The 18,159-nt window shown below is 36.5% G+C and carries 15 protein-coding genes; all 15 read right to left on the reverse strand.

Annotation, left to right across the window (positions count from 1 at the left end):
- Positions 1-47: 47 nt before the first annotated feature.
- Entirely contained in the window at positions 48-1,055 is a 1,008-nt protein-coding gene (locus CD172_RS03870) for a gluconeogenesis factor YvcK family protein (RefSeq protein ID WP_037567903.1), read from the reverse strand.
- The gene (gene rapZ / locus CD172_RS03875; RefSeq protein ID WP_060550614.1) at positions 1,042-1,965 is read right to left on the reverse strand and encodes an RNase adapter RapZ; all 924 of its coding nucleotides are present in this window, start codon (positions 1,963-1,965) and stop codon (positions 1,042-1,044) included. Before rapZ ends, CD172_RS03870 begins: the two co-directional genes overlap by 14 nt.
- Positions 1,966-2,130: 165 nt before the next feature.
- A complete protein-coding gene (trxB, locus tag CD172_RS03880; RefSeq protein WP_037567899.1) occupies positions 2,131-3,075 on the reverse strand; it encodes a thioredoxin-disulfide reductase in 945 nt (314 codons plus the stop codon).
- A gap of 63 nt (positions 3,076-3,138) precedes the next feature.
- Positions 3,139-4,575, reverse strand: coding sequence for a tetratricopeptide repeat protein (locus CD172_RS03885; RefSeq protein WP_103345546.1), 1,437 nt, complete (start codon positions 4,573-4,575; stop codon positions 3,139-3,141).
- 16 nt (positions 4,576-4,591) lie between these two features.
- Positions 4,592-5,077: an acyltransferase gene (locus CD172_RS03890; protein WP_103345547.1), complete on the reverse strand. Its 486-nt coding sequence runs from the start codon at positions 5,075-5,077 to the stop codon at positions 4,592-4,594.
- Positions 5,061-5,915, reverse strand: coding sequence for a prolipoprotein diacylglyceryl transferase (lgt, locus tag CD172_RS03895; protein WP_060550610.1), 855 nt, complete (start codon positions 5,913-5,915; stop codon positions 5,061-5,063). Before lgt ends, CD172_RS03890 begins: the two co-directional genes overlap by 17 nt.
- A complete protein-coding gene (gene hprK, locus CD172_RS03900; protein WP_060550609.1) occupies positions 5,915-6,850 on the reverse strand; it encodes an HPr(Ser) kinase/phosphatase in 936 nt (311 codons plus the stop codon). The genes lgt and hprK overlap by 1 nt, the downstream gene beginning before the upstream one ends.
- A 167-nt stretch (positions 6,851-7,017) precedes the next feature.
- Positions 7,018-7,422, reverse strand: a complete 405-nt coding sequence (locus tag CD172_RS03905; protein WP_103345548.1) for a hypothetical protein — start codon at positions 7,420-7,422, stop codon at positions 7,018-7,020.
- Complete coding sequence (gene uvrA / locus CD172_RS03910; RefSeq protein WP_103345549.1) at positions 7,419-10,268, reverse strand: excinuclease ABC subunit UvrA; 2,850 nt, start codon at positions 10,266-10,268, stop codon at positions 7,419-7,421. The genes CD172_RS03905 and uvrA overlap by 4 nt, the downstream gene beginning before the upstream one ends.
- A 5-nt stretch (positions 10,269-10,273) precedes the next feature.
- Positions 10,274-12,256, reverse strand: a complete 1,983-nt coding sequence (uvrB, locus tag CD172_RS03915) for an excinuclease ABC subunit UvrB (protein WP_103345550.1) — start codon at positions 12,254-12,256, stop codon at positions 10,274-10,276.
- A gap of 143 nt (positions 12,257-12,399) precedes the next feature.
- Positions 12,400-12,636, reverse strand: a complete 237-nt coding sequence (locus CD172_RS03920; protein WP_037567884.1) for a CsbA family protein — start codon at positions 12,634-12,636, stop codon at positions 12,400-12,402.
- 5 nt (positions 12,637-12,641) lie between these two features.
- Positions 12,642-13,283 carry a YfbR-like 5'-deoxynucleotidase gene (locus tag CD172_RS03925; RefSeq protein ID WP_037567881.1) on the reverse strand — a complete coding sequence of 214 codons (642 nt, stop codon included), beginning with the start codon at positions 13,281-13,283 and terminating at the stop codon, positions 12,642-12,644.
- A 133-nt stretch (positions 13,284-13,416) separates the two neighbouring features.
- Entirely contained in the window at positions 13,417-14,295 is an 879-nt protein-coding gene (locus CD172_RS03930) for a COG3942 and LysM peptidoglycan-binding domain-containing protein (RefSeq protein WP_060550605.1), read from the reverse strand.
- Positions 14,296-14,374: 79 nt separating this feature from the next.
- Positions 14,375-15,479, reverse strand: a protein-coding gene (gene prfB / locus CD172_RS03935) for a peptide chain release factor 2 (RefSeq protein ID WP_103345551.1) whose coding sequence is annotated in 2 segments (ribosomal slippage) — positions 14,375-15,406 and positions 15,408-15,479 — 1,104 coding nt in all. Because the reading frame shifts where the segments join, the coding sequence is not laid out codon by codon here.
- A gap of 24 nt (positions 15,480-15,503) precedes the next feature.
- Positions 15,504-18,032: a preprotein translocase subunit SecA gene (gene secA, locus CD172_RS03940; protein WP_103345552.1), complete on the reverse strand. Its 2,529-nt coding sequence runs from the start codon at positions 18,030-18,032 to the stop codon at positions 15,504-15,506.
- Between the last annotated feature and the right edge of the window lie 127 nt (positions 18,033-18,159).

Here is an 18,159-nt window from a genome sequence, read left to right on the forward strand (position 1 = left end):
CACTATCATTGTTTTCAATTCATTGTCCGAAAGCGATATTGTCATCATTATCTTTTTCGTCGATGTTTGATACGGTTCGGATCAAATTCAATGGTGCTGATTTCCTCAAGAGCAATATCATAAATCATGTCCGCCAAAACATCATTACAATGTCGTACATGATGATTTTCAGATATTTGAGCCAGTCCTTTACCTGTGACAAGCTTAATCCCACTTTTTATAAGTTCGCCGGCATCATAATAGACTGGCCGTGCCCCTTTTTGCTCATACTTTTCCAATATTTCATTCGAAAACGTGATTTCGTTCGCAATGACAAAATCGATAACATGATGGCCTAACTGCTGATGAATCGCATCAATATGATCAAGAACAGAGTATCCATCTGTTTCACCTGGTTGTGTCATAATATTCGATACATATAATTTTTTTGCTTCGCTTTTAACAATGGCATTCGCAATTCCTTTTACACATAAATTTGAAATCACGCTAGTGTAAAGTGACCCTGGTCCTAAAACAATTAAATCCGCTTCCAACAAAGCTTCGACGGCTTCATCCATAGGCTCAGCATTCGCTGGCTCAAGAAATACGCGGCTAATTTTTTTATGTTTACTTGGGATATTCGATTCACCAACGACAATTTCACCATCTTCCATCACAGCGTTAAGAGACACGCTGGATATGGTTGAGGGAATGACGCGACCTTTTATATTTAATATTCGGCTTAATTCCTTAATCGCATGCCCGAAATCATCTGTAATGTTTGTCATTGCAGCGATGAGTAAGTTACCTAATGAATGACCGCTGATTTTATCTTCTTCAAAGCGATATTGGAATAATTGCTCTAACGTAGGTTCGACATCACTTAATGCCGCAAGCACATTTCGTACATCACCAGGAGCTGGAATGTCCATTTCATGCCGTATTTTACCTGTACTGCCTCCATCATCCGCAACAGTAACAATACACGTAATATCTATTGGAAACTTTTTTAAGCCTCTCGCAAGCACAGATAGTCCTGTGCCGCCTCCAATTAACACTATTTTAATTTGCTTCATGCTTATCGCCACTTTCAATATGTGCGTCTCTATGATGCACATGAATATCATAGTCAAAGTGCTGTCTAAGATCTTCAGATAGACGTTGTGCTAATGCAACGGATCGATGTTGACCACCTGTACATCCGATTGCGATAACAAGTTGTGACTTCCCTTCTTTTTTATACCCTGGAATCATAAATAATAATAAATCTAATAATTTTTCGTAAAATGTGTTAGTTTCTTTCCATTTCATTACATAATTATAGACATCATCATCCATCCCTGTTAATGGACGTAATGATTTAACGTAATATGGATTCGGTAAAAATCGAACATCAAAAACAAGATCGGCATCGATTTGTATCCCATGCTTAAACCCAAAACTTTGTACATTAATCGTAAAAGTAGGATGATTCGATTTATTGAAATATTCATATACACGAGAACGTAATTCTTTTGGCTTTAAATGTGTAGTGTCCACATTATAATTTGCCATACTGCGAATATCAGATAATAAATTTCGCTCCTCACTTATAGCTTCTACTAACGTTAAATTATTTTGATCTTGTAATGGGTGTCGACGTCTTGTTTCTTTATAGCGTGATATTAATTTTTCAGTCGTTGCGTCTACAAATAGTACATCCGTAATAACATTTTTACGACTTAAAATATCATCAATTTCTTTAACTAGCGATTTAAAAAATTCGCGTCCTCTTAAGTCAATGCCAATAGCCACCTTTTGTAATGTCGGATTTCCTTGTTCCATCAATTCTACAAATTTCGGTAACAAGATCGGTGGTAAATTATCGACACAAAAATAACCTAAGTCTTCTAAACTTTGTATCACAACTGACTTTCCAGCCCCCGACAACCCAGTGATCACTAATAATTCGCTTTTGACGATTTCATTTTTTTCTTCATGTTGCATACGTATCCACCATCCAATCATATTCTATTTAAGTGTACATGAAATCCTACTTCAGTAGTAGCGTTTGTGTAAAAAAAGAGTGCATCAGTGTTCTCATCATGTGCATTTGATGGACTGACCCACTCTTTTTGTATATGAAGTTATGACCTAAATATTTATCATAAATTAAGCTTCGGCTTTATCTTTAAGTTCTTCGATATATTCTTGAACACTTTGTGCAGCAATACTACCATCACTTGTTGCAGTAACGATTTGACGTAAGCCTTTTTCTCTAACATCTCCCGCAACATATATACCTTCAACTGCAGTACTCATATCTGGGTTTGCAACAATGTACCCAGCTTCATTCGTAATACCTAAATTTTCGAATGGTTGCGTTAATGGTTTCATACCGATATAAATAAATAATCCGTCTGCATCTACTGTTTGTTCTGAACCATCCTCAGTAGATACAAGTGTTAATGAACCCACTTTACCGTCTTTTTCATTTACAGATTTTAAAGTGTGGTTCCAAATAAAATCGATTTTTTCATTTTTAAATGCACGGTCTTGAAGAATTTTTTGTGCACGTAATTTATCGCGTCGATGTACGATTGTCACTTTATCTGCGAATTTAGTTAAAAATGTCCCTTCCTCAACCGCAGAGTCACCTCCACCAATCACGTAAACATTTTTATTTTTAAAGAATGCACCATCACAAACGGCACAATAACTTACACCTCTGCCACCAAGCTCAGATTCACCTGGCACACCAATTTTTTTGTATTCTGCACCTGTAGCGATAATCACAGCAGTCGCTTCAACTTGACTAGAACCTAAATCGATAACTTTGTAATCACCTTTATCTTCAATACCTTTGATGTCACCGTATTTATATTCCGCACCAAATTTTTTAGCATGTTCAAACATTTTAGTAGATAAATCCGGCCCTGAAATCATTTCAAAACCCGGGAAATTCTCTACTTCTTCGGTATTTGCCATTTGACCACCTGGCATACCACGTTCAATCATAACTGTGTCTAAATTCGCACGTGAGGCATATACTGATGCTGTCATACCTGCTGGACCCGCACCGATAATCGCAACATCATATCTTTTTTGTTCTGACATAGATGAATCCTCCTCTATTCTTTATCATACGCATTTTACAACATTTTGAGCCTAAATATGAAGTTAAATGCTCAATAAATGCGCTAATGCACGTTCTAACTTATCTTCTGAAACACCGAACATTTCACTTAACTTTGATTTTAGCATCGATTGATTTGTTGTATTAAAGTACAAATAACTTACTGCTGCAGTATACGCATTGACATTGTCTGTATCTACGTCCGTTTCTAATAAAGATTCGGCATAATTAATCCAACTTAAAAACAATGCTGTTTCGTCTTTCGTTTCAGATATTTGATAAATCTGTTGCATTCCTTTGTGAATAAAATTTAACTTTCGCAATTGTAGACCTTGGATGAGATACGATAAATATAGTTTTTCATAATCTCCCATATCTTCCAATATTGACCAAACATCTTTCGTCATCAATACTTCTTTTCCATTCAGTTGATGAAGTAAAAACAATCCGTAAAGACGTCGATGCCCATCATCACTCGTAAGTAATGGCGCGATGTGTTCGTTAAAATAAGTCTCACTCGTATCCATAATCCATGGCGGCACACCCGGCGTGGCTTTAGCAAAATCTTGCAATCTTTTCCAGAAGTGTTCGCTTTGAGATGGTTGACCTAAATAATAATAATTAAAAGACAAGGCATGAAAAAGTTGGAACGTTTGGAAACTTCCTTTTCGATGAAGGGGTAAAAGTAATTGTTGCGACGCCTCATATTGCTTTAAATAACTTAAAACGATACCCAATTTAAAAGATTGGTCATCATTTATTGGTATAATTTTGTTTAAAACTTTAATGTAATGCGCATATTGCTTTGTTTCATTCATGTTATATAAAAGTAACGTGTAATGACATAACGCATGTACATCTGACGCGTCTTCCTCTAATAAAGTCTCAAACATTGCTTTAGCTTCTTTATTTTCATTGAGGTAAAGATAACACATTGCTAAAAGGTTTCTCATGACTTTATGATTTTTAATATGCGTTTCTTGGTTCAATATATATTCACGTGCATCAAGTAGTCTACCTTGACCAAATAAATATTGAAAGATGATTTGAGCGACAAATAATTCACTTTCAAGCTCTAATTGCGCGTCACCCATCAATGTAACTTCAAACATGTGTTCTAATTCATCACGATAATCTTCATCTTGCGTTAAAAACACATACCGCAGCCCGAATAAATACGCTTTATTCGGTTCATTCAAGTCAATGTTTAACTGACTCAATTCATACAAACACATTTCAATTTCATCATCTTTGCTCAATGCTTCATAATAAATCGCTTCCGCTTTTTTAGGCTGACGTAACTTCACATAACACGTTGCAAGTTGTTGTTTTGCATCAAAATTATCTGGTGACAATTCTAACACTTTGTCCAAATATTTTTTTGCTTTTGCGTATTCCTGCTGTAACATTTTTTGATGTGCCAATCGCTCATATAATGCTACATCAGTATCAAGTTGAATAATTTTGCGCTGCTGTGTCATCCTTGTCACCTCACTTTCACAACGGTTTAATTTGTATTGGATTGCCTATCGCTTTCGAATTACTAGGAATATCTTTGGATACGACGGCATTGGCCCCTATTAGTACGTTATCTCCAATTGTCACGCCAGGTAAAATTGTAACATTGGCACCTATAAGCGTATCGTTTCCAATATTGACATCACCTAACCGTAACTGATCAGGTAAAAATTCATGCGTTAATATTGTCGTATGGTAGCCTATAGTCACATTGTGCCCTATTGTGATTTTCTCTGGATACATTAAATCAGGTACAACTTTAAAAGCAATAGCTGTATGGTTACCAATATTCATATGTAGTAAACGTCGATACAACAGAGGTTTAAGCTGAATCCATGGAAAATAGCGCAAACATTCGATAATGATTACATTTTTGAATAATTTGGCAAACGAAATAAATCGATACAAATACCACAATGGGTTATATTTGCCTTTTGATACTATGACCTTAACCTTTCTTGCCATAAGACTTACCCTTCCTTTGCGTTGGCCAAGGTAAAATTGAAACATCTTTATATTTCGGTGGTTTTACTTTTAATCTTCTCCATAAAATCATACCTACACCTATGAGTATGAGCAAGATAGACATTAACTGTGCCACACGTATTGTCTCAGTTAACATCAAACTATCTGTACGTAAACCTTCTACAAAGAAACGACCGATAGAATACCATATTAAGTATAAGAAGAAGGTTTCACCTACAAGTAGATGCTTGCGCAGTGAAATAAGAATGATAAACCCAATAAGGTTCCATAACGATTCATACAAGAATGTAGGATGATAATACACACCATCAATCAACATATTATCAATGATAAATTGAGGTAAGTGTAAATCTTCTAAAAAGGCACGAGACACCGGACCACCATGTGCTTCATGATTCATAAAATTACCCCAACGTCCAATGGCTTGTGCTAAAATGATGCTCGGCGCGGCAATATCACCTAATTGGAATGGATGCCAATCTTTGCGATAGCAGTAATAAATCCCTGTAATAAATGCCCCTATGAGCCCTCCATGTATCGCGAGTCCACCTAACCAAATCATCGGTATTTCGACGGGATGCATGAGATAGTAATTGAGATTAAAGACTACAAAATAAAGCCGTGCAGTTAAAATTGCAACTACAACACAAACGAGTATCGTATTGATAAGTTCTTCCTCTTTAAAACCAATTTTTTGAGCGCTTTTTTGTGCAAGGACATACCCTAATAAAATGGCAGTTGCAATAATAATGCCATACCATCGCACATGAATTGGCCCAAGTGAAAATGCGATAGGATCGATATAACCTAACAACATTACACATCTCCTTTACGTTGACTATTTTTTAATATTTCAGCATTTAACCGCTCGTTAAATTCTTCTGCAGTGTTGATCCCCATAATATTTAATCGGTAATTCATCGCCGCGACTTCAATAATGACTGCGACATTGCGTCCTGGACGTACGGGTATCGTTTTCTTTGTAATTTCAGTATCCATAATTTTTAATGTTTCTTCATTTAAGCCAACACGATCATACAGTTTATCTTGTCGCCAAGTCTCTAAATTAATATTGAGACGAATACGCTTTTGCGTTAATATTGATCCTGCACCAAATAGAGTCATCACATTGATAATGCCTAATCCTCTAATTTCTAATAAGTGCTCGATAATTTTAGGTGGTTTTCCAATGAGTTGATCTTTATTAATCTCCTTAATTTCTACATTGTCGTCAGCTACTAATCGGTGTCCGCGTTTAACCAGCTCTAATGCTGTTTCACTTTTACCAATACCAGAATCACCCGTAATTAATACACCTACGCCGTAAACATCGACAAGCACACCGTGCAATGATGTTGAATTCGCAAGTTCATGCTCTAAAAATGTTGTAAATCGTCCCATAACACGTGTTGTGGCTTCATCAATATACATAAGTGGCGTATCCGTTGCATGTGAAGCTTCTATTAATTCTTCTGGTGCTTCATGACCTCTTGTGATAATAATCGCTGGGGTTTCAGGCCTACATAATTTACGCATCCGTCCTTTACGTTCTTCCAAAGGCAATAAATTGTAAAAAGATAATTCTGTTGTCCCTAAAAGTTGAATCCGATTGGATGCATAATGTGAAAAATAGCCTGCCATTTCTAAACCAGGTCGAGAGATATCTGTATTCATTATCGGTCGATCCAATCCTTTTTCACCAGCAATCACATTCAATTTGAACTTTTCCACTAAGTCTTTTGTCGTTAACATACGTTCACCTCAATTAGTGCTTTCATCAATGATTTCAATTATAGTATACAAAATAATCTATACGTATAAAGTTTCATCGTTTATCATTCCATTATACATGAACAGGGTGAGAGTATAAAAATAAATCTTTTTGACTTATTTTCAACGCTCACCCTGTGATTTAAAAGCTATTTGCCATACTTATTCAGTTTTTCAGTCACATCACGAAATGTTTTTTCAATTTGGCTAAACGTATCCATGGCACTATCATTTTGTTCACGGTCTTTTTTTGAGGACTCATTCTTTTTATCTGTAGCTTTTTTTAATGTAGATGTGACTTGTTTCAATGTTTGATTCATAAAGTCTTCCATTGAAGAATCGGATTGACGTTCGTGTTGATGTGAATGCGACTGATTTTCTGTTGAGTGATTTGGAGGCTTCGCTGACATGTCTTGGTGTTGGGTTGTTTTACACTCAGATTGTTGATGCTCATGTGTTTTCCCATACATTGCATCCAATAAAATCGCCGCAGACTCCACAGAAATTTTATGCGCTTCTAACAATTCTAAAACTTTCATTTGTGCCTCTTTCATAGCTCACCCTCCATCCGTGCTTTATCACGGGCAAGAACTTGTTTTAAATATTTGCCCGTGTAGGACGATTTTGTTTCAGCAATTTCTTCAGGTGTCCCAGTAGCTAAAATGGTGCCACCACCTTCTCCACCTTCAGGTCCTAAATCGATAAGGTGATCTGCTGTTTTAATCACGTCTAAATTATGTTCAATAATAACAACCGTATCACCGTTATCGACGATTTTGTTAAGCACTTTAAGCAATCGACTAATATCATCAACGTGTAGTCCTGTTGTAGGTTCATCTAAAATGTATATTGAGCGACCGGTCGACCGTTTATGCAATTCAGAGGCTAATTTAACACGTTGCGCTTCTCCACCAGACAATGTAGTAGCAGGCTGTCCAAGTGTAATATATCCTAAACCAACATCTACAAGTGTTTGTAATTTACGTTTAATTTTAGGTATATTTTCAAAAAAGCGTGTTGCATCTTCAACAGTCATAGCTAGAACATCAGCAATGTTTTTGCCCTTATAAGTGACTTCTAATGTTTCACGATTATATCGTTTGCCTTCGCACACTTCACAAGGTACATACACATCAGGTAAGAAATGCATTTCAATTTTTATGATACCGTCACCTTTACACGCCTCACAACGGCCACCTTTCACGTTAAAACTGAAACGCCCTTTTTGATACCCTCTTACTTTCGCTTCATTTGTAGATGCAAAAACATCACGAATATCATCAAATACGCCGGTATACGTTGCAGGATTTGAGCGTGGTGTACGCCCAATTGGCGATTGATCAATATCAATAATTTTATCAATTTCATCTACACCGTGAATCGCATCATGGGCACCTGGACGTACTTTAGATTTGTTTATTTGCTTTGCTAATGCTTTATATAACACTTCATTTACAAGAGAACTTTTACCAGAACCCGACACACCTGTCACGACATTCATCACAGAGAGCGGAAAAGCAACATCAACATTTTTCAAATTATTGCTGCGTGCCCCTTTAATTTCAATTTTACGTTCTGTAATGTCACGTCGTGCTTCTGGAACAGGAATAAATTTTTTGCCACTCAAATATTGACCTGTCAGCGATTTTTTATTTCGCATCACTTGTTTCGGTGTGCCATTTGCAACCACTTGACCACCATGTTCTCCAGCTCCAGGACCAATATCGACAAGATAATCCGCTTCCATCATCGTGTCTTCATCATGTTCAACAACGATAAGGGTATTTCCTAAATCACGCATATCTTTTAATGTTGAAATCAAACGATCGTTATCACGTTGATGTAAACCGATTGAAGGTTCATCAAGAACATAGAGCACCCCAGACAAACGTGAACCGATTTGCGTCGCAAGGCGTATACGTTGTGCCTCGCCACCTGACAATGTACCTGAAGCACGGTTTAACGTTAAATATCCTAATCCAACATTATTTAAAAATTCTAATCGTGCAATGATTTCTTTTAAGATCAGTCGTGCAATCTGCTGATCTTGGTTAGACAACTGGATATTTTGATAATAATGTAATGCGTCGTGAATAGATTGTGAAACGACTTCTCCAATATTTTTACCTGCAACATAGACAGATAACGCTTCTTTACTTAAACGCTGACCCTGACACGTTTCACATACTTGCTCTGCCATATATTTTTGCATCATTTCTCGAACATACTCTGACGGTGAATCATGATAGCGACGTTCAATATTAGGAACGACACCTTCAAAAACCATCGTTCTTTTGCGCGACTGGCCAAATTTGGATTTAAAAGCAAACGTAATTTCCTTGTCTCCAGATCCATACAAAATAATATTTTTTTGACGCTCGGTGAGCTTTTTATACGGTTTATCCATATTAATTTTATACACTTCACATACGCGTTTAAGAAGTGTTGGATAATAATCAGAACTTGTAGGTTCCCAGGCTAAAATAGCCCCCTCATTGAGGCTCTTTTCTTTATCCGGAACAACCAAGTCTAAATCTACTGTTAACTTTTGTCCTAAACCATCACACGTTGGACATGCACCGAATGGGCTATTAAAACTAAACATCCGTGGTTCTAATTCACCAATTGAAAACCCACAGATTGGACAGGCGTGTTTTTCAGAGAACTCCAATTGTTCTCCGTCTATCACATCTACAACGAGTCGACCTTCTGATAATTCTAAAACGGTTTCAATTGAATCTGCGAGACGTGTTTCGATGCCAGGTTTCACAACTAAACGATCGACTACAATTTCTATCGTATGATTTTTATTCTTATCTAATTCAGGTACTGCCGTTATATCCATGATGTCCCCATCAACGCGCACCCGTACATATCCTTTTTTGCTAATATCATTGAGTAATTTTTCATGTGTCCCTTTACGATGATTCACGATAGGTGCGAGCAATTGAATTTTCGTCCGTTCTTCTAATTGAAGTATACGGTCGGCCATTTGTTGAACCGTTTGTGATTCAATTTCAATGCCGTGATTCGGACAAAAAGGTTTGCCGATTCTAGCATATAATAGTCGAATATAATCATAAATTTCCGTGACTGTCGCCACTGTTGAGCGAGGGTTCTTACTTGTAGTCTTCTGATCAATAGAAATTGCCGGAGAAAGTCCTTCAATCGTGTCTACATCAGGTTTATCCATCTGACCCAAAAACTGTCTGGCATAAGCACTTAACGACTCCACATACCGGCGTTGTCCTTCTGCATAAATCGTATCAAAAGCAAGAGAAGACTTACCAGAACCTGACAATCCTGTCATGACAATAAGTTTATGTTTCGGCAATTCAATATCTACATTTTTTAAATTATGTGCACGAGCACCTTTCACAACGATTGACGGTTCTTTCATTTTATTCACCCTTCTGCTTTTAATTCAAATAACATATCTCTGAGTTCCGTAGCTCTTTCAAAGTCTAACGCTTTTGCAGCTTCTTTCATTTCTTTTTCTATATTTTTAATCGTTTTTTCTCGTTCTTTTTTCGTCAGTTTTTTAGGGACTTCTTTACGGTGGTCATCATTGATTTCATCTGTTTCAACCGTAGCACTAATGACATCATGTATTTTTTTATTAATAGTAGTTGGTGTGATGCCATGTTTTTCGTTATAGGCCATTTGTATACTACGACGTCGTTCTGTCTCATCAATCGCATATTGCATAGAATCAGTGATTTTGTCAGCATACATAATCACTTCACCTTTATCATTACGTGCAGCGCGTCCAATGGTTTGAATGAGCGATCTCTCCGAACGTAAAAATCCTTCTTTATCTGCATCTAATATAACAACTAATGACACTTCTGGAATATCGATACCCTCTCTTAATAAATTAATGCCTATTAAAACATCAAACGTCCCCATACGTAAATCACGAATGATTTCGATACGTTCTAGCGTTTTAATTTCTGAATGGAGATAGTTTACCTTTACCCCAGCTTCTTTAAGATATGTTGTTAAATCTTCACTCATTTTTTTCGTTAATGTCGTAATGAGCACACGTTCATTACGGTCTACACGCTCTTGTATTTCAGATAATAAATCATCAATCTGATTTTTTGTCGGTCGCACTTCAATTTTAGGATCTAATAATCCAGTTGGTCTTATAATTTGTTCAACCATTTCATCCGTATGCTCTAGTTCATAAGGACCAGGTGTAGCGGATACATAGACCAGTTGTCGTGCTTTCGATTCAAATTCTTCAAATTTTAAAGGACGGTTATCCAATGCGCTAGGCAAACGGAAACCATGTTCAACTAACACATTTTTTCGTGCTTGGTCACCATTGTACATCCCTCTAATTTGAGGTAAAGTCACATGTGACTCATCTATCATAATTAGCCAATCGTCTCCAAAATAATCGAGTAACGTATACGGCGTTGAACCTAACGGACGTAACGTTAAGTGCACAGAATAATTTTCAATACCTGAACAAAATCCCATCTCACGCATCATTTCTAAATCGTAGTTCGTGCGTTGCTCTAATCTTTGGGCTTCAAGTAGTTTGTTTTCATTACGCAATTTTTCAAGTTGCGTGGCTAATTCTTTTTCAATACGGTCAATAGCAATCTTCATTTTTTCCTCGCGGGTAACGAAGTGAGATGCTGGAAATAGTGCAAAATGTTCACGTTCACGTAGCACTTCTCCTGTTAAATAATTAATTTCACTGACTCGGTCAATTTCGTCGCCAAAAAATTCCACACGGATACATAACTCATCTCTAGAGGCTGGGAAGATTTCTACGACATCGCCTCTAACTCGAAATGTTCCCCGTTTAAAATCAATGTCATTCCGTATATATTGTACATCAACAAGTTTTCTTAATAGTTCACTACGATCCATTTCCATGCCCACACGAATACTTACCACTAAATCTTTATATTCTTCTGGGTTACCTAAACCATAAATACAACTCACACTTGCGATAATAATGACATCATCACGCTCAAATAATGCACTTGTTGCAGAGTGACGCAACTGATCAATTTCATCATTGATAGAAGCATCTTTTTCAATAAATGTATCTGTTGACGGGACGTACGCTTCTGGTTGGTAATAGTCATAATAACTTACAAAATATTCCACTCTATTGTCAGGGAAAAACTCTTTAAATTCACTATACAATTGACCCGCTAATGTTTTATTATGTGCAATGATTAATGTCGGCTTACCGACTTCTTTAATCACATTACTCATTGTAAACGTTTTGCCGGTACCTGTAGCCCCTAAAAGGGTTTGATGACGCTTACCTTCTTTAATACCTTTAGCAAGTTCAGCAATCGCTTTAGGTTGATCACCTTGAGGGTCAAATGTGGATGCAATTTTAAAAGCATGATGCTCCATTCGTGTACGCTCCTTTCAACGCAATAGTAAGTTTATTTTAGCAAAAATTTCACAGCAAGTACAAACATCTGTTCGGGATTTTAGTAATTAACTTTTCTTATCTTAAACACAAATAAGGATAAGATTCCTTTCTTAAGGAAATCTTACCCTTCATTATCCTGTTGTTTATGAATTTGCAACTGGTCAACAATAATATAGCCAGCTAATAACGATACAACATCTAAAAAGATAATCCATTCATTGTGAAAGAATTCTTTATATACTGATGCACCTATTAAAATAAGTGTAATGAGTGTGCCCACCCACTTGCTTCTCGTGATTGCACTAAATATAACTACGAGAACACATGGAAAGAATGCGGCTAACATATACCATATCATGATTATCACACTTTCCTATTTTTAAGAATTTGCATCGTCATTTCTCGTAATTCTGTACGAGGTATGAATTTTTCTGTTAACATCTCAGGAATGATGTTTTCAATAAAATCTTGAACCGCATGCAAATGATCAAATTGCATAATTGTTTCTAAACTCATTTCATAAATTTCAAAGAATAGAGGTTCTGGATTACGTTTTTGAATTTCCCCAAAAGTTTCATACAAAAGATCAATTTTGTCTGCGACTGCTAATATTTGCCCTTCTAAAGAATCGTCTTTCCCCTCTTGAAGACGTTGTCGATATATTGCTCTATATCGTTCTGGTATTTCCTCGGTAATAAAGGTATCCACCATTTCTTCTTCAACTTGTGAAAATAATTTTTTTAATTCTCCACTCGCATATTTTACAGGTGTTTTGATATCTCCGGTAAACACTTCTGCAAAATCATGATTTAACGCTTTTTCATACAAACTTTTCCAATCAACATCTTTGCCATGATATTCTTCAACCGTTCCTAAATATTGCGCAATCTTAGTCACTTTGAAAGAGTGGGCAGCGACATTATGTTCAAAATATTTAAATTTACCTGGCAAACGAATTAGTTTTTCTAAATCTGATAGTCTTTTAAAATATTGATGTACACCCATTACCAGACCTCCTTTAATGTTTTGAAACCGTTCTATTACCGTAAGCGAAAGTATTTTTCTAGTTTGATGATAATATAACACAAAATGAAGGATTCTATCACTATATAAATTAATGTACGATAAATATTCAAATTTAATGAATAAAATAAAATTGTTCATATGATTCAATCACGCGATGATTGACGACAAAAGGTGCCACCCAATTCATTTCTGATACGACGATTGCATTGCTTTTTATCGTTTCGACAATGGCCACATGCCCAAAAGGGCCTTCCTGCGAAACCATGATTGCACCTATTTGAGGTGACGTTGAAACATGAAATCCTTGGGCTCGCGCATGTGCATACCAATGTTTGGCATCACCCCAATGATTGTGAATCGGACGTCCTAGTGCCATTCGTCTTTGAAAAGCATAATACGTGCATTGACCTTGTAAATATAAATTTTGCGAGGAATCTGATTTATGATTTAAAAAGTTTAATGTTGATTTATCTTTAATAGGTGGCTGTGTTTTTGAGGAGGTTTTGTTCCCTTGGAAATAGGCTGTTGTTTTATGAAGAATATTTAAAGTGGAAAGTGACCTATCTTGATACGATGTGTGATGTTTTGGTTGGGAAGTACGCGAGGGAGATGCTATCGTAGGCGTTGGTATCTGTCGTGGTTGAAATAACAACGCGGCTCCTTTAGGAGATATCGCTAACCGTTGTTTGGGTACTAATGTTTTAAAGGTCGGATTATATTGATAAAATGTGTGCGTTGTTAAATGATAACGTGCCAAAATACGATTTAAGGTATCACCTTCTTCTACAATATGAACATGTTTATTAGGGATACGAATTTTTTTAATCGTTTGCGATGGTTGCCCATATGAGGGATTTAAACTTTTTAATTCTTGAACAGATATACCTGTTTTTTGTGACAAATCGTTCAGTGATGCACGATTATGGACATCAATACTTTGTGTGAGTGATGTGTTCGCAACGATCAACGCAATGACATAAGTTCGTAACATAGATTCTTTCTGTACTCCTTTCTAAATAGAAAAACTTGGAGTATTACGTTCAAGTCCACACTCCAAGTTTCTATACATTTTAATTCAATTGGCTTCTAAGGTAAGCATCTATAAACGGCCCAATTTCTCCGTCCATAACCGCGTTTACATTTCCCGTTTCCGCATTGGTACGATGGTCTTTCACCATAGAATACGGGTGAAAAACATACGATCTAATTTGACTGCCCCAACCAATTTCTTTTTGTTCTCCCCGAATTTCAGCAAGTTCACGCTCTTTTTGCTCAATTTCAAGTTGATACAATTTCGCTTTTAGCATTTTCATTGCAGCTTCACGGTTTTTAATTTGTGAACGCTCATTTTGGTTGTTTACGACAATACCAGTCGGATGATGCGTAATTCGGATTGCTGATTCTGTTTTATTAATATGCTGACCACCAGCACCCGAAGCACGGAACGTGTCGACAGTTATGTCATCAGGATTAATCTCAATTTCGATTTTTTCATTATTGAATTCAGGTATGACATCACATGAAGCAAATGATGTATGACGACGTCCTGAAGAATCAAATGGTGAAATGCGTACTAAGCGATGCACACCTTTCTCAGCTTTTAAATAACCATAAGCATTATGACCTTTAACAATCATCGTCACACTCTTAACTCCTGCTTCATCACCAGCTTGATAGTCAACGATTTCTACTTTAAACCCTTGTTGTTCACAAAAGCGCTGGTACATTCTGAGCAACATATTTGTCCAGTCCTGCGATTCTGTACCACCAGCACCTGGATGCAACTCCAAAATCGCATTATTTGCATCATGTTCACCATCAAGTAAAAGTTGAAGCTCAAAGCGGTCAATTGTTGTACCATAGCTTTCAACGAGTGATTCCAGTTCATTTTTGAGTTCTTCATCATCATCTTCTTGCAAAAGTTCAAACGTTGCTTTCATGTCTTCGATTTCATTATTAATGTCATGATACGTAGTCACGATTGCCTTTAAAGCATTATTTTGGTCAATGATTTCTTGCGCTTTCGCTTGATCATCCCAAAAGTTGGGTTGCGCCATCATTTCTTCATATTCTTGTATATCTGTCTCTTTTTTTTCTAAGTCAAAGAGACCCCCTGAGTTGATCGAGTTTTGACTCGAAATTTTCAATTACACGTTTAATTTCAGATCGTTCCATGTCTGTACTCCTAATCATCAAAGTTTAATTGCCACAGCAATTTTTATACTTTTTACCACTACCACATGGGCATGGTTCATTACGTCCTATTTCTTGATCTTTAACAATTGGTTTTGGTTTTACTTTTTCTTTGCCATCATTAGCTGAAACGTGTTGACCTTCAAACTCTTTTGTTTTTTCACGTTGTACATCATCTTCAACAGAGACTACAGATTTTAAGATATATTTACTTACATCTTCCTCAATGCCTTGCATCATAATGTCGAACAGTTCATGACCTTCATTTTGATAATCACGTAACGGATTTTGTTGACCATAAGAACGTAAATGAATCCCTTGTCTTAATTGGTCCATAGTATCAATGTGAGATGTCCATCTTTCATCAATAGAACGTAGTAAAATCATACGTTCAAATTCAGGCATACGGTCACCCAATGCATCTTTTTGACGTTGATATGCTTGTTCAATTTTAGCCCAAATGATATCAAAAATATCTTCACGATCTTTACCATTGATTTCAGATTCTTTTAATTCTCCTTCATGGAGGAATACATCCTCTACGTAATGAATTAACGGTTCATAATCTGGATTTTCTGCATCTTCATTGACATGATATTGAATCGTACGTTGTAACGTCGATTTCAACATTTCGATTACAAGTTCTGAACTGCTTTCATCATCAATAATACGATTACGTTCTTCATACATAATTTCACGTTGTTTTCGCAATACTTCATCGTATTCAAGAATACGTTTACGTGCATCAAAGTTGTTACCTTCAACACGTTTTTGGGCTGATTCTACAGCGCGCGAAACCATTTTAGATTCAATTGGCGTAGAGTCATCCATGCCTAAACGATTCATCATTGCTTGCATACGTTCTGAACCAAAACGCACCATCAAATCATCTTGTAATGATAAATAGAAACGACTATCTCCTCGGTCGCCTTGACGTCCTGAACGTCCACGTAACTGATCATCAATACGACGTGACTCATGTCTTTCAGTCCCGATAACGGCAAGTCCACCAAGCTCTTCTACACCTTCACCTAATTTAATATCTGTACCACGACCAGCCATGTTTGTTGCAATCGTAACTGCACCACGTTGACCCGCATCAGCGACGATTTCAGCTTCACGTTCATGGTTTTTAGCATTTAAGACACTATGACGAATACCGCGTTTTTTAAGTAAATTAGAAATGTATTCACTTGTTTCCACTGCTACAGTACCTAATAAGACTGGTTGACCTTTACGGTGTTTTTCAATTACTTCTTCAACAACTGCGTCAAATTTCCCTTTTTGACTTACGTAGATTAGGTCAGAATGGTCCACACGTTGTACAGGGCGATTCGTTGGAATTTGAGTTACCGTCATATTATAAATATTTCTGAACTCTTCTTCTTCTGTTTTCGCTGTACCTGTCATTCCTGCTAATTTGTTATACATTCTGAAATAGTTTTGGAATGTAATTGAGGCCATAGTTTTAGATTCATTTTGAATTTTAACTGATTCTTTAGCCTCAATCGCTTGATGAAGCCCTTCAGAAAAACGGCGCCCTGGCATTGTACGTCCAGTAAATTGATCGACGATTAAGATTTCACCATTAGTAACCATGTAGTCGATATCTCTAGCCATTGTATAATGCGCTCTTAACGCAAGGTTGATATGATGAATGATATCCACATGTCTAACATCATATAAGTTGTCTAATTTAAACATGCGTTCTGCTTTATCGATGCCTTGTTCTGTAAGTTGAATGGCTTTCGTTTGAACATCATAGTTGTAATCATCTTCAGCTTTAAGCATTTTGGCAAAAACATTCGCTTGTGTATATAATGATGTTGATTTTTCCGCTTCTCCCGAAATAATTAAAGGGGTACGTGCTTCATCAATTAAAATAGAGTCAACCTCATCAATAATCGCAAAATTCAGCTTACGCATGACACGGTCTTCTTTGTAATTCACCATGTTATCTCTTAAATAGTCAAAACCAAGTTCATTGTTAGTACTATAAGTGATATCTTGCGCATATGCTTCACGTTTTTCATCTGTTTGTAAATTGTTTGTATTCAAACCAACTGTTAGGCCTAAAAATTCATATAAGTGCGCCATTTCTTCACTTTGTGATGATGCAAGATATTCATTGACTGTGATAACGTGTACACCGCGACCTGTGAGTGCATTTAAATACGTTGGCATCGTTGCTGTTAAGGTCTTACCTTCACCTGTTCTCATTTCCGCAATATCACCTTTATGAATGGCAATACCACCCATAATTTGAACTCTATAAGGAATCATACCGAAGACACGTTTTGATGCTTCTCTAACTAATGCAAATGCCTCTGGTAATATCTCATCTAACATATTATCTTGTTTTCTTTTATCTTCAATACTTTGTAATTGTTCTTGAAACGCACGTGTTTTTGCTTTGATCTCATCATCAGTTAAAATTGCCATATCTTCTTCTAATGCAATGACTTTATCAGCAATTTTTCCAAGACGTTTCACTTCTCGGTTATTACCTTCAACCAGTTTTGTTATAAAACCCATTTATTTCGCTCCTTTAGCAATAAACTCTATCGCTTACAACAACACATCATATCATTTTTAGGTATAAATTTATACTCATATACTTATGTCTTAAGAAAATACTAATATTAATAGCCCTATTCAAAAC

Origin of the sequence: Staphylococcus agnetis, from assembly GCF_002901865.1 — a bacterium.
In the GTDB taxonomy this organism is placed as follows: Bacteria; Bacillota; Bacilli; order Staphylococcales; family Staphylococcaceae; genus Staphylococcus; species Staphylococcus agnetis.